The following is a 13,107-nucleotide window of genomic DNA, read 5'->3' on the forward strand; positions in this document are numbered from 1 at the left end:
GGTCTACTCCCCCTGACGTTGGGAAAAAGCCTGATACATAAGCAAGCCAGCAGCAACACTGGCATTTAAGCTCTGGACGTGCCCGGTCATCGGAATCGTCAGCAATTCATCCATTTCTTTTTTCAATCCTGGACTCATTCCTTTGCCTTCATTACCAATGACTAAAGCAATTGATCCTTTGGCATTCCATTTTTGGAAGTTTGTGCCGGTCATATCTGTGCCAAATACCCAAAATCCTGTTTCTTTGAGCTGTTGCACAGCTTGTACCAAATTCGTCACGCGTGCAACAGGGACATGTTCGACTGCCCCAGTGGAAGTCTTTGTTACGATAGGTGTGATTCCAACTGCTCGGTGTTTTGGTATGATCACACCATCGACGCCACTTGCGTCTGCTGTCCGTAAAATCGACCCAAAATTGTGTGGATCTTCGATGCTATCCAAAATCAAAAAGAAGGGGTCTTCTTTTTTCTCTTTTGTTCGTTCAATCAGTTGGTCAAGGGATAAATATTCATAAGGTGTAATCGCAAGAACGACTCCTTGATGCACGCCGTGATCGCTCAAAGTTTCTAATTTTTGTTTAGGAACCCATTTGACTGGCACAGCTTGTTCACGTGCGATTTCTTTCAGTTCTTCTACTTTTTCTCCTCGTGAATCTTCTTGAAGAAAGAGTTTATTCCCTCGCCCTTGTTGTAGCGCTTCTACTGCGGCATGGTGTCCAAAGACGAAATTATCTTCTAATGCTTCTTCATTTTGATCAGAAACTGACTGATTTCGTCCAGTTTGCTTTTTATTTGAATATCTATTTTGTTTTTTGTCTTCAAATCTACGTTTCGATTGATGTTTGTTTGTTCTTTCTTTACCCATTTTTTTCACCAACTTTCTGAATACACCAGCGGATCAATTCTTCCATCCGCTCGGTTTGTTTTGTCAAATGCAGATAGCCCATGAGCGCTTCGAACCCTGTTGCGACCCGATACGTCGTAACGTCAGCATTTTTTGCGCTCGTATGGCTTTTAGCATTTCTTCCTCTGCGATAATAAAGTTCTTCTTCTTCTGTCAAAAGATGTTCTTCCAGCATTTGCTGAATCAAAAAGGCTTGTGCATTCGCAGAAACATAATTCGTTGCCGCACGATGCAGCTTATTGGGTTTTGTTTCTCCTTGATCAATCAGGTGGTCACGAACATAGATTTCGTAAATCGCATCTCCAACATAAGCCAAGGCTAAACCGTTCAATTGTGTGTAATCCCTCATGCTTCTCTTCTCCATCGGGTTCCTTGCGGTGTATCTTCTAATAAGATCCCTTTTTCTTTCAACAAATCACGAATTTCGTCGCTTCGGGCAAAATCACGATTGCTTCTTGCTTGATTTCGTTCTTCGATCAATTGTTCAATCTCTTCATCTAATAACTCTTCTGCTGTAAATAAAATACCGAAGATCGAAAGCCATTGCGAGAATAAAGCTTCTCCTTGTGCCAAGACAGCGGCAGAAACTTTCGGCTGGTCTAGATAAGTGTTCAGCCACTTAGCAAGCTCATAGACCACTGTGATCCCATTTGCTGCATTAAAATCATCGTCCATTTCTTCGATGAATCGCTGTTCTAAATTTTCTAACAAAGCGATTTTATCCGCATCATCTGCCAAATTCTCTGAGGCAGTTTCTTGGCGGAATTTCAAATTGTCAAACGTATTCTTCAGTCGTTGTAAATTGGTGGCTGCTTCTTTCATCGTCGTTTCACTGTAGCGGATCGGACGACGGTATTGTGTGGTCGCCATGAAGAAACGCAAGACTTGTGGATCAACGTTTTTGATCATTTCATGTACAGTGATGAAATTCCCTAGAGATTTACTCATTTTTTCATCGTCTTCGCCAATCGTTACATAGCCATTGTGCATCCAGTAATTAGCGAATTTTTTCCCTGTTTTCGCTTCACTTTGTGCGATTTCATTTTCATGATGAGGAAATTCTAAATCTTGCCCGCCACCATGGATATCGATCGTTTCTCCTAAATGTTTTGTTGCCATAACGGAACATTCAATATGCCAACCGGGACGTCCTTTGCCCCATGGTGAATCCCAAGAAATCTCGCCAGGTTTTGCTTGTTTCCATAAAGCGAAATCTAATGGGTCTTCTTTTTGCTGCTGTTCTTCCCCTGTACGCTGACTTGCTCCGACCTCCAGTTCATCGATGGATTGGTCACTTAATTTCCCATAATTTTCAAATTTACGGGTACGGTAATACACATCACCTGAAGATTCATAAGCATAGCCTTTTTCAACCAACACTTGAATAAATGCTAAAATATCTGGCATATGATCCATGACTCTTGGATGCAGTGTAGCAGGCTCGACATTCAACGCTTTCGTATCTTCTTCAAATGCTCGGATGAAACGATCAGCAACTTCTGGTGCTGTAATACCTAATTCGTTTGCTGTACGGATGATTTTATCGTCTACATCCGTGAAATTCGATACGAAATCGACTTTATAGCCTCGATATTCAAAATAGCGTCGAATTGTATCGAAAGCAATGGTGCTACGAGCATTTCCGATATGGATATAATTATACACAGTCGGTCCGCAGACATACATACCGACACGTCCCTTTTGTATAGGGATGAATTCTTCTTTTTTTCTGGTCAATGTATTGTAGATTTTTATCATTCTGATCTCCTCACTTTTTCTCCTTTGATTCGAACGACTTTTGCTGGTACTCCTACCGCTGTAGCGTCGTCTGGAACATCTTTCAACACAACGGCACCTGCACCGATTTTGGCGTTTTTTCCGATCGTTACCGGTCCTAATATCTGCGCATTCGCAGAGAGCATGGCTCCTTGTTTAACAGTTGGATGTCTTTTACCCGTTTCTTTTCCTGTACCGCCTAATGTTACGCCATGGAATAAAATCACATCGTCCTCGATTTCTGCGGTTTCGCCAATGACGATTCCCATTCCATGGTCGATGAACACGCCAGTGCCAATCGTTGCTCCTGGATGGATCTCAACACCAGTTAGGAAACGCCAGAATTGAGCATTGATCTTCGCCAATAAAAAGAGCCGGTGCTGATATAAAAAATGAGAGAAACGATGCCAAAACAAGGCATGAAAACCAGGGTATGTCAAAACGATCTCAGCTGTCGAACGTGCAGCCGGATCGTTTCTCTTTGCTGCATCAATCGCTCGGGTAAACCAACTCATGACTTTCCACTCCTTTCGTAAGTATTTTATGTAGGAAAACAGCTTCTTATAAAGAAAAGAAGCGCCTTTTAAATAAGTTTCCTTATCAAAAGACGCTTTCCGCGTGGTTCCACTTTTCTTCATAATCAACGATTATCTCTGACAGCTAACGCCTGTTATACGTTCTTGGCTACTTCGTTTCCTGTAAAACAGTTTTTCCTGTTTTCTGTGTTTTCGCCAAGACCACTCCCAGAGGCATTTCGGCAACCATTCATTGATACCTTGCACCACCCGGTATCTCTCTTGTAATGATCAGCTGCTTACTTTTTTCTGTTCATCGTGTTTAGTTCAGTACTTGATTTAAATGTGCTAATGATTTTTCACGACCAAGCAATTCGATCGTTTCAGGCAATTCTGGTCCATGCATTTGTCCTGATACAGCTACACGGATCGGCATGAAAAGATTTTTCCCTTTTACGCCAGTTTCTTTTTGAACAGCTTTGATGGCAGCTTTTACAGTTGGAGCATCTACTACTTCCATTTGTTCTAGCTGTGCTTTAAATGCGTGGAGAACAGTAGGAACTGTTTCACCAGCAAGTACTTCTTTTGCTGCTTCATTCAATACAGGATGTTCATTGAAAAATAGCGTAGACAGATCAACGATTTCTGCAGCATAGCTCATTTGAGGTTGATACAGGCTAACGATCTTCTTCACCCATTCGATTGTCTTTTCATCTGGGTTTTCTGCTACACGTCCATCAGCGATTAGATAAGGCAGACACATGTCAGTAAATGCATCTAGATCCATTGCTTTGATGTAATGGTTGTTTACCCATTGCAGTTTTTTCGCATCGAAAGCTGCGGGTGATTTACTTAGGCGTTTTGGATCGAACATTTTGATCAATTCTTGGTGTTCGAAGATTTCGTCTTCGCCCACAGGTGACCAGCCCAATAATGCAATAAAGTTGAACATTGCATCTGGTAGATAGCCTAATTCGCGATATTGTTCGATAAATTGCAAGATTGATTCGTCACGTTTGCTTAGTTTTTTACCTGTTTCACTGTTGATGATCAATGTCATATGTCCGAAGGTTGGTGGTGTCCAGCCAAATGCTTCATAGATCATCAGTTGTTTTGGTGTATTGGCAATATGGTCATCTCCACGTAAAACGTGAGTGATTTTCATCAAATGATCATCGACCGCAACAGCAAAATTATAAGTTGGCATACCATCGCGTTTTTGGATGACAAAGTCGCCACCGATATTATCGGATTCGAACGAAATAGCGCCTTTCACCATATCTGTAAATGCGTATTCTGTATTACGAGGCACACGGAAACGTACAACAGATTCTAGACCTTGTGCTTCTTTTTCTGCTTGTTCTTCAGGTGTCAAGTTCGCACATGTTCCTGCGTAATGAGGCATTTCTCCTCTTGCGCGTTGTGCTTCCCGTTCTGCTTCTAATTCTTCTTCTGTGCAATAGCATTTGTATGCTCGATTGCTAGCAAGCAGCTGATCAATCAGCGGTTGATAGATTTCTTTACGTTCAGATTGACGGTAAGGGCCGTATTCTCCAGGATTTTCAGGAGATTCATCCCAATCCATTCCCAACCAAGCAAGGTTTTCCAACTGGCTTTTTTCGCCATCTTCGATATTACGTTTTTGGTCAGTATCCTCAATACGAATAATAAAGTCTCCATCATTGTGGCGGGCAAACAAATAATTGAATAATGCAGTTCTTGCATTTCCAATATGCAGGTGCCCAGTTGGACTTGGTGCATAGCGTACACGTACTTTCGTCATTTTCTTCCTCTTCTTTCAAACTAGACTTTGACTAACAGCAAAAATTCCGTCAGTTACGGCTTCTCAAATATCATTTATTTAAAGCCACTCAGCACAAATTTTACCTTTTCTAAGGTAAATAGTAAAGCCAACTGGTTGAATTTCCTTACCAGTTGGCTGAATTTCTTTTTTATTTTGATTGTTTAGTCTTTTTCTCTGTCTCTTTTTTATTGTCGATTCCTCGTCCTGCATGTGCAGGTTTAGCAAAGATCATGCGTCCAGCAGCTGTTTGAAGGGCACTTGTCACAACGACTTCGATACGTTCATTCATGTAATGCTGTCCATCTTCTACGACAACCATCGTGCCGTCATCAAGGTAGGCTACCCCTTGCTGGCGTTCTGTCCCGGCTTTTACTACTAGAACATTCATCGTTTCACCAGGGATGACGACTGGTTTTACGGCATTTGCCAACGCATTGATATTAAGAACAGGTACATTTTGGAATTCAGAGACTTTATTCAAGTTATAGTCATTGGTTACAATGACACCATCTAAAAGCTTAGCTAATTTGATCAATTTGCTGTCTACTTCACTGATATCTTCAAAGTCTCCATCGTACATTTCGACAGATATACCCTCTTCTTTTTGCAAGGCATTTAGGATATCTAATCCGCGACGACCACGCACACGTTTCAAACTATCCCCTGAGTCCGCGATGTATTGTAGTTCGTAAAGAACAAAATTAGGGATCATCAAGGTTCCTTCTAAGAATCCAGTCTTTGTAATATCATAAATCCGACCGTCAATGATCACGCTTGTATCCAAGATTTTATATTTATGGAAATTTTCTCCTGATTTTCGTTCTAACAGTTGACTCTCAACTTGACTAGCTGTTTCTTGCTCGATTTTTTTGCTTCGTGAACCAAAAACTTTCTTCCATTCTTCGATTCGTGTCGTTCCCATTCTCAATCCCAGATAGCCTAAGATGATCATCAGTAAAATCGGCAATACACTATTGACGAATGGAATTTCCATATTGTAAAGAGGGGTCGAGATCACAACACCTAAAGTCAATCCGATGATCGCACCGATCGCACCGAAGAGAAGATAAGTCAAGCTGACCTCACTTAGTTTTTGTTCTACTTGTTTGATAATAGCTGAGATATGTTTGGCCAACAGCAAAGATAATAAAAAGAAAATAAGTGCGCCTAACAGGCTGTTGGTAAATGTATTATTCAGCCATCCGTTTGACTGTTGACCGATTGCCTGCCAAGCTGAGGGTAAAAATGAAATACCCAAGCTTGCGCCGACAATGATCATCAGCAAAGTAATGACACGTTTTTGCATCGTTTTTCCTCCGTTTCGACAATCATTTATTAGTTAGCGGAACACACGCTTCAACGTTTCAGCCAAAGTTGCTACTCCAACTATCTCGATTCCTTTTGGCGCTTCCCAGTTACCTAAGTTGTTTTTAGGTAGGTATACTTTTGTGAAGCCGAGTTTTTGGACTTCTTTGACTCGTTGTTCAATATGACTGACACGTCTGATTTCTCCAGTCAGTCCAATTTCACCGATGAAACATTCCGTTGGCTGTGTTCCTTTTTCTTTATAGCTTGAAGCAATACTGACAGCGATAGCTAAATCAATCGCTGGTTCATTTAATTTTACCCCACCTGCAGCTTTTAAGTAAGCATCTTGATTCTGAAGAAGCAACCCAGCTCTTTTTTCCAGCACTGCCATGATCAGAGATACCCGATTGAAATCAAGACCTGTTGTTGTTCGTTTGGCATTTCCGAACATAGTAGGTGTGACTAATGCTTGGATCTCTACCAAAATTGGACGTGTCCCTTCCATTGCCACAACGATAGCAGAGCCAGTTGCACCGTCTAGGCGTTCTTCTAAGAAAATCTGTGAAGGATTAGCGACTTCTTCCAATCCATGCTCATGCATTTCAAAAATCCCAATCTCATTCGTTGAGCCAAATCGGTTTTTTACTGCTCGCAAAATCCGAAAACTATGATGTTGTTCACCTTCAAAATATAACACCGTATCCACCATATGTTCTAACATTCTTGGGCCGGCGATCGAGCCTTCTTTGGTAACATGACCGACGATAAAAATGGCTATCCCATTTGTTTTAGCGATTTTGAGTAGTTCTGCAGTGGTTTCTCTTACTTGGCTGACACTTCCTGCCACACTTGTGATGTCTGGCTGCGTCATCGTTTGGATGGAATCAATGATAACATAATCAGGGGAGATATGTTCGATGGCACGACTGATTTCGTTCATATCTGTTTCAGCGTATAGATAAAATTCTGTGTTGATACTTCCGAGGCGTTCCGCGCGTAATTTTATCTGCTCTGCGCTTTCTTCGCCGGATACATATAAGACTTTTCCGCCTATGGCTGCTAATTGCTGAGAAACTTGTAACAGCAAAGTGGATTTCCCGATACCTGGATCGCCACCAATCAAGACCATAGACCCTGGCACCACACCTCCGCCTAACACACGGTTCAGTTCTTCTAATTTTGTTTTGATCCGAGGTTCTTTCTTAGGGACGACGTCTGCGATTTTTGTTGGTTTTGCTTTTTCTCCTGTCAAACTTGTCCGAGTTCTGCGGTCCGTTGTATCTTGTTCGATTTCTTCGACCATCGTATTCCATTTTCCGCAATTTGGGCAGCGTCCCAAGAACTTAGGCGACACATACCCGCAATTTTGGCAAACAAATTGTACTTTTGATTTTTTTGCCATTGTACCGCCTCCTTTTATCCTAATCATGAGACATTAAATCAAGCTTAAGTATCTTTAACGTTTTATTTACTGGAAGAACCAAATCCGCCTTGACGTTGAGCAGTCGTTTGATCTTGATCTGCTTTTAAAAACGGCAAAAAGATCCCTTGGCCGATACGCTCGCCTTTTTTGATCACTACATCCTTGAAACCAAAGTTGGTGAATTGGAACATGATATGGCCTTCATTTGCCTCATTATTGTAATAATCACTGTCAATCACACCTACTCCGTTTGTCAACACTAAAAACCGCTTCAACGGATTGCTTGAACGGTTAGCAAGCTGCAAAAATTCATCTTCTCCCATGTAAGCTTTGATTCCAGTAGGCACGAGGGTTGGTTTCAATTGTTTTTCATTTTCTGATACATCTTTTTTCAATCCATCTGCGACTGTTTCCAACCCCTTTTTCCAGCCTGCTTTCCAGATACTTGGAATCACGACCTCTTCTGCTGCTTCAAAATCATAGCCAGCAGCATGATGTGTAGCGCGCTGCGGTAGATTGATATTTTGATCTTTATATTTAGAAATAACTTCAAATCCTCTTTTTCTCACCGGTTTTCCTCCCTAAATAAACTACTCCTATTCTAACATATCCGAGGCTGTAAAAGACTTTCTTTACAAATTCTTCAAGAAATTCTGCTATCTTAAAGTAAACCATTAATTCGTTCTTTTTCCAAACGACTGCAAGTTGTACAAAAAAACTATTTTTTACATGACTTTACTCGTCAAAACAAGTAGAATAGAACGAAATTAATGAGTGGATATTTGATTGAGGTGTCACATGCGTAAAGAAATTAAAAATGCAAAACGAATTATTGTCAAAGTAGGAACAAGTACATTGATTTATCCCAATGGAAATATCAATCTTGCGGCAATCGATCAGTTAGCTTTTGTCCTTTCTGATCTTAGAAATCGGGGAAAGGAAGTGATCTTAGTCTCATCAGGAGCTGTAGGCGTTGGTATGCATAAATTACATTTGTCAGAACGTCCGACTTTGATCCCTGAACAGCAAGCTGCGGCGGCTGTTGGTCAAGCCGAACTGATGAATATCTATAATCAAAGATTCAGTGTATATAATCAACAGACGGCACAGATCCTCGTGACAAGAGACGTGGTAGATTATCCTGAAAGTCGTAAAAATGTGAGGAATACATTGGAACAGCTTTTGATTATGGACACGATCCCTATCGTGAACGAAAACGATACTGTAGCAGTGGATGAATTAGATCATCTGACAAAATTTGGCGATAATGATCAGCTGTCAGCCATCATGGCAAAACTTGTCGCGGCAGACCTTTTGATCGTCCTTTCTGATATCGACGGGTTTTATTCAGATAATCCGACTACAAATCCCGAGGCTCAGATGTATCGCTATATCGATAAAATCGATGAAAAGATTCTGGCACAAGCAGGTGGTGCTGGTAGCACATTTGGAACAGGCGGTATGCAGAGTAAATTAAAAGCCGCTTCTAGGATATTTGAAGCAAACAGCGCAATGATTTTAGCAAATGGAAAAAATCCGGCAATTATTTTTGATATTCTTGCAGGAAAAGAAGTGGGTACTTTATTTAAGGAGGACTTGAAATGACTGACTTGATGCAATTAGGACAACAGGCAAAAGATAGCGCGCAACAACTAGCACTTATGCCTACAAACCGCAAAAATGAGCTACTTGTTCAAATGGCACAAACCATCAAAAAGAATCAACAAGCGATCATTGAAGCAAATCATAAAGACTTAGAAAAAGCAGTCGAAAACAATATCAGTGAAACGATGCAAGACCGCTTGCAGCTGACACCTGAGCGAATCAATGCCATGGCTACAGAGATCGAAAAAATTGCTTCGTTAGACGATCCTATTGGAAAAGTAGATGAGATGTGGACGAACACCGACGGATTGAGAATCGGCAAAAAGCGCGTGCCACTAGGCGTGATCGGCATCATTTACGAATCTCGTCCAAATGTCACGACAGATGCAGCTAGTCTAGCATTCAAATCAGGGAATGCCGTTATCCTTCGCGGTGGCAAAGAAGCATTCTTCTCGAATCAATTATTAGTCCAATTATTGCAGCAAGTACTGGTCAGTGCTGGCGAATCTCCTTATGCCATCCAGTTTGTCGATGATACTTCTCATGAAACTGCAGGACAGTTGATGCGATTGACAGAATACTTAGATGTGCTGATTCCTCGAGGCGGAGCAAAATTAATCCAACGAGTCAAAGAACAGGCAACGGTACCTATCATTGAAACAGGTACAGGAAATAATCACGTATATATCGATAAAGAAGCACAGTTATCTATGGCAGTGAACATCATCGTCAATGCAAAAGCTTCCCGTCCATCTGTCTGTAACGCGGCAGAAACATTGCTGATCCATTCTGAGATCGCACCTTTTTTCTTGCCAGCTATTGAAAAAGAACTGGTAGAACACGGGGTCTCTTTACGTGCGGATGCTCGTGCGTTAGAATATCTAGAGACGGCTGCTTTAGCAGAAGACACAGATTGGGATACTGAATATCTAGATTATATCCTTGCTGTCAAAGTGGTCGATTCTTTGGATGAAGCAATTGCACATATCAATCGGCATAATACTAAACATTCAGAAACGATCGTGACAGATAGTTATGCGGCTAGTCAACGTTTCTTAAATGAAGTGGACGCGGCGGCTGTCTATGTCAATGCCTCCACTCGTTTTACAGACGGATCGGTATTTGGTTTTGGTGCAGAGATCGGTATCTCTACTCAAAAATTGCATGCCCGTGGTCCAATGGGGTTAAATGAATTAACTTCCACAAAATATATCATTTATGGCGATGGACAAATCCGCGAATAATGTTTCGTGTGAAACATTATTCCCGCCTTTTGCCTTTTTTCTGTAAAGGTTCTATCCAACTAGAAAGGTGTCAATATGTTTGAAATTTTAATGATTTTTTTTATTTACCTTATTTCTCTGAATATCGCTGCTTTTCTGGGAGTCGGTATTTTATCCCTTTTCTTTCAATTCAAAAAACGAAGCATAGGGAGTCAACGGGAAAAATGGTCGCAGTATTTTGACAAAATCGGGCCAAAAGGGCTGGTTACACGCTTGCACATTAGTTACATGGTTGCATTATGCTTATTAGCGACAATCAATTACTATTCTTTTTTCGATCATTCAATCGCTTATACGATTACGCTACTGATTGCTGGGATTTTTCACTTATCTTATAAATATCAGCTGAATAAAAACCACTTGAATCGGACTTTCCGCTAAAAAATATCCGTACGATAAGTAGAGTGCCTTGAAGATCGGCAAAAAACTGCCGGACTTTTTAGAGCGTGGGACAAAAGTAAAGAAAAACTTTTGTCCCACGCTCTAAACATGTATAAACGGCGGGAGCAGAAGCAACTCCTTCGGAAATAAGCTGAAATTCACAAAAATTTGAAAAGCAATTTTCGTGAATTTCTTCTTATTTCTTGGAGTTAAACGCTTCTGTCCCAGCCTCTTCCCATATAAACGGTGTTCGCCTACCAGCTGCCTGGTAAATCTGTTTCCTCTTCGTTAAGAAGCGAAAATCCGTCAAATGTTTCGCCATCATAATAACGAAGCAGCTCATCCATGGACAAGTTCATCGTTTTTTCTTTTTCTTCTTCCGCTGATTCAGCCAGTAGCTGTTCCCGATACACCTGATACATACCAGCTATTTTTTGCTGCATCGCTTTTCTAGTTTCACCTTCCGCATTGATTATTGGCAATTCTTTGATATAGCCACGATAAATCAACCGATCATCTGAAAATTCAATGGGTAATTCAACGAGTGTCAACCCGACTTCCTGAAAATATTCTTCCAGCATCTATTATCCCCCCATTCTTTTTCTTAAATGAATTTTAGCTTACCTACTGAAAATTTTCCAGTTTCATTATTTTGAGAAAAAAAGGGAATGTGACAAAAATCGTGTCACATCCCCTTTTTCCGAATAAACGGTGTTCAAAAGCTTGCATCTGCGGTAATAAGCCCAACCAAACGAAAAATATGAGAAGCTATTTTTGTTTGGCTGTTCTTATGACTTGATGCAGGACAGCTTTTTCACAACCTCTGATTTCTTATTCTTCTTCATTTGTAGCAAAATAATTACGGTGATAAATGATACAACATACACTGATAAGAACAATGGCACCTGCAAAATAAAACGCATAGCTTTCACCAATATGTTCACCAATCACACCTGCAATAAATGGTGCTAAAGCTCCACCGAAAAAGCGGACAAAACTATAGCTAGAAGAAGCAACATTTCGTTGCAGACCTGGTATTTCCATAGCAATCGTCGTCAACAGTGTATTGATAATTCCTTGGAAAAATCCTGCTAACACAATGCTGATCGGTACAAGGACTGGCATAGAAGTTCCAGCTCCTAATAACAGCAAACAAATAATGAATAAGACAAATGCTGCTAAAATTGTCCGATAAGTCGTAAACTTCCGCTCAAGAGCCGGTGCAACGAAAATCGAAGCAATAGCCAGAAGCACACCCCAGCCAAAAAATACAAAACCAACTTCTAATTCAGAATAGCCAATCAATAAAAATGGCGCATACGCAAGTAAAGTAAAGAATCCGAAATTATATAACAATGCGATTAGTCCAACTGAACGAAGTTTATGATTGCTTAACGCTTTGACACCTTCCCAAAGGCCTACTTTTCTCTTTGGTTTCTCAGTTTCAGGTAAAAGTACCGCTAGGGCTATAAAACCGCAAAACATCAAAAATGCTACCCCAAAAAATGGATAACGCCATGAACCACTGCCCAAGACCCCACCGACTAGAGGGCCAACAGCCATTCCGCAGCCAAGTGCTGCTTCATACATCATGATTGCTTTTTCTGTGTTACCAACTAAAATACTGACGATCGTTGCTAAAGCAGTAGAGACAAATAAAGCATTCCCGACACCCCAGCCGGCACGTAACCCAATCAGCATTCCGATATTCCCAGATAATCCGCCAAGACCAGCGAATACAACGATGATAAACAATCCTGTCATCAATGTTTTTTTCAAACCGATCCGACTAGATAAGAAACCTGTAAATAGCATCACCACACCAGTGACTAACATATAACTAGTAAATAACAGGGTCGTTTCAGCTGGCGTAGCGTTTAACTGTGCAGCAATCGTTTTTAAGATTGGGTCTACTAGACCCACTCCCATAAAAGCGATCATACAGGTAGCTGCTACAACTAGCGCTGAACTTTTCCCCTTTGTTTCTTCATTTGTTTGTTCTTGTATATCTATTTGATTCTCCAATATTTCCATCCCTTTCTCTCTATTAGCATCATACATAATTTATTTTACATGTCAATATGCACATGTAAAACGTGGAAACTTTAC

13 protein-coding genes and 1 other annotated feature are annotated in these 13,107 nt (G+C 40.8%); of the genes, 3 read left to right on the forward strand and 10 right to left on the reverse strand.

Annotated features, from left to right (window positions below; genetic code table 11):
- Nucleotides 1-3 precede the first annotated feature (3 nt).
- The 8 genes from rlmB to IGL15_RS13305 all read right to left on the reverse strand — a co-directional run bounded on the left by rlmB (nt 4) and on the right by IGL15_RS13305 (nt 8,298).
- Complete coding sequence (rlmB, locus tag IGL15_RS13270) at nt 4-864, reverse strand: 23S rRNA (guanosine(2251)-2'-O)-methyltransferase RlmB (protein WP_104765242.1); 861 nt, start codon at nt 862-864, stop codon at nt 4-6.
- Nucleotides 857-1,252: a Mini-ribonuclease 3 gene (locus IGL15_RS13275; RefSeq protein WP_002293091.1), complete on the reverse strand. Its 396-nt coding sequence runs from the start codon at nt 1,250-1,252 to the stop codon at nt 857-859. Before IGL15_RS13275 ends, rlmB begins: the two co-directional genes overlap by 8 nt.
- Entirely contained in the window at nt 1,249-2,661 is a 1,413-nt protein-coding gene (gene cysS, locus IGL15_RS13280) for a cysteine--tRNA ligase (protein ID WP_002318841.1), read from the reverse strand. The genes IGL15_RS13275 and cysS overlap by 4 nt, the downstream gene beginning before the upstream one ends.
- Nucleotides 2,658-3,194, reverse strand: a complete 537-nt coding sequence (gene epsC, locus IGL15_RS13285; protein WP_002287446.1) for a serine O-acetyltransferase EpsC — start codon at nt 3,192-3,194, stop codon at nt 2,658-2,660. The genes cysS and epsC overlap by 4 nt, the downstream gene beginning before the upstream one ends.
- 85 nt (nt 3,195-3,279) lie before the next feature.
- Nucleotides 3,280-3,520 (reverse strand) — a binding site (T-box leader).
- Nucleotides 3,517-4,977, reverse strand: a complete 1,461-nt coding sequence (gltX, locus tag IGL15_RS13290) for a glutamate--tRNA ligase (RefSeq protein WP_002293095.1) — start codon at nt 4,975-4,977, stop codon at nt 3,517-3,519. (Overlaps the previous feature by 4 nt.)
- A gap of 169 nt (nt 4,978-5,146) precedes the next feature.
- Nucleotides 5,147-6,304 carry a PIN/TRAM domain-containing protein gene (locus IGL15_RS13295; protein ID WP_002287448.1) on the reverse strand — a complete coding sequence of 386 codons (1,158 nt, stop codon included), beginning with the start codon at nt 6,302-6,304 and terminating at the stop codon, nt 5,147-5,149.
- A 33-nt stretch (nt 6,305-6,337) separates the two neighbouring features.
- On the reverse strand, nt 6,338-7,708 hold the full coding sequence (radA, locus tag IGL15_RS13300) for a DNA repair protein RadA (RefSeq protein ID WP_002287449.1): 1,371 nt from the start codon (nt 7,706-7,708) through the stop codon (nt 6,338-6,340).
- 62 nt (nt 7,709-7,770) lie between these two features.
- Nucleotides 7,771-8,298 carry a dUTP diphosphatase gene (locus IGL15_RS13305; RefSeq protein ID WP_002287450.1) on the reverse strand — a complete coding sequence of 176 codons (528 nt, stop codon included), beginning with the start codon at nt 8,296-8,298 and terminating at the stop codon, nt 7,771-7,773.
- Nucleotides 8,299-8,527: 229 nt separating this feature from the next.
- Between IGL15_RS13305 and proB the strand changes: the two genes are divergently transcribed.
- From proB to IGL15_RS13320, 3 genes are all read left to right on the forward strand, one after another.
- The gene (gene proB / locus IGL15_RS13310) at nt 8,528-9,334 is read left to right on the forward strand and encodes a glutamate 5-kinase (RefSeq protein ID WP_002287451.1); all 807 of its coding nucleotides are present in this window, start codon (nt 8,528-8,530) and stop codon (nt 9,332-9,334) included.
- On the forward strand, nt 9,331-10,578 hold the full coding sequence (locus IGL15_RS13315) for a glutamate-5-semialdehyde dehydrogenase (protein ID WP_002298218.1): 1,248 nt from the start codon (nt 9,331-9,333) through the stop codon (nt 10,576-10,578). The genes proB and IGL15_RS13315 overlap by 4 nt, the downstream gene beginning before the upstream one ends.
- A gap of 75 nt (nt 10,579-10,653) precedes the next feature.
- Nucleotides 10,654-10,998, forward strand: a complete 345-nt coding sequence (locus IGL15_RS13320) for a hypothetical protein (RefSeq protein ID WP_002307733.1) — start codon at nt 10,654-10,656, stop codon at nt 10,996-10,998.
- Nucleotides 10,999-11,252: 254 nt separating this feature from the next.
- On the opposite strand, the gene IGL15_RS13325 is transcribed toward IGL15_RS13320, so the two are convergent.
- Together IGL15_RS13325 and IGL15_RS13330 are read right to left on the reverse strand one after the other, a co-directional pair.
- Complete coding sequence (locus tag IGL15_RS13325; RefSeq protein WP_002287453.1) at nt 11,253-11,579, reverse strand: hypothetical protein; 327 nt, start codon at nt 11,577-11,579, stop codon at nt 11,253-11,255.
- A 250-nt stretch (nt 11,580-11,829) separates the two neighbouring features.
- On the reverse strand, nt 11,830-13,032 hold the full coding sequence (locus IGL15_RS13330; protein ID WP_002296013.1) for an MFS transporter: 1,203 nt from the start codon (nt 13,030-13,032) through the stop codon (nt 11,830-11,832).
- Between the last annotated feature and the right edge of the window lie 75 nt (nt 13,033-13,107).

Origin of the sequence: Enterococcus sp. DIV0436a (assembly GCF_051711605.1) — a bacterium.
GTDB classification, from domain to species: Bacteria; Bacillota; Bacilli; order Lactobacillales; family Enterococcaceae; genus Enterococcus_B; species Enterococcus_B faecium.

What these genes read in the sequence shown, in the direction of transcription:
- rlmB (WP_104765242.1), bottom strand. Translation starts at nt 864, where the DNA reads ATGGGTAAAGAAAGAACAAACAAACATCAATCGAAACGTAGATTTGAA.
- IGL15_RS13275 (WP_002293091.1), bottom strand. Translation starts at nt 1,252, where the DNA reads ATGAGGGATTACACACAATTGAACGGTTTAGCCTTGGCTTATGTTGGA.
- cysS (WP_002318841.1), bottom strand. Translation starts at nt 2,661, where the DNA reads ATGATAAAAATCTACAATACATTGACCAGAAAAAAAGAAGAATTCATC.
- epsC (WP_002287446.1), bottom strand. Translation starts at nt 3,194, where the DNA reads ATGAGTTGGTTTACCCGAGCGATTGATGCAGCAAAGAGAAACGATCCG.
- gltX (WP_002293095.1), bottom strand. Translation starts at nt 4,977, where the DNA reads ATGACGAAAGTACGTGTACGCTATGCACCAAGTCCAACTGGGCACCTG.
- IGL15_RS13295 (WP_002287448.1), bottom strand. Translation starts at nt 6,304, where the DNA reads ATGCAAAAACGTGTCATTACTTTGCTGATGATCATTGTCGGCGCAAGC.
- radA (WP_002287449.1), bottom strand. Translation starts at nt 7,708, where the DNA reads ATGGCAAAAAAATCAAAAGTACAATTTGTTTGCCAAAATTGCGGGTAT.
- proB (WP_002287451.1), top strand. Translation starts at nt 8,528, where the DNA reads ATGCGTAAAGAAATTAAAAATGCAAAACGAATTATTGTCAAAGTAGGA.
- IGL15_RS13315 (WP_002298218.1), top strand. Translation starts at nt 9,331, where the DNA reads ATGACTGACTTGATGCAATTAGGACAACAGGCAAAAGATAGCGCGCAA.
- IGL15_RS13320 (WP_002307733.1), top strand. Translation starts at nt 10,654, where the DNA reads ATGTTTGAAATTTTAATGATTTTTTTTATTTACCTTATTTCTCTGAAT.
- IGL15_RS13325 (WP_002287453.1), bottom strand. Translation starts at nt 11,579, where the DNA reads ATGCTGGAAGAATATTTTCAGGAAGTCGGGTTGACACTCGTTGAATTA.
- IGL15_RS13330 (WP_002296013.1), bottom strand. Translation starts at nt 13,032, where the DNA reads ATGGAAATATTGGAGAATCAAATAGATATACAAGAACAAACAAATGAA.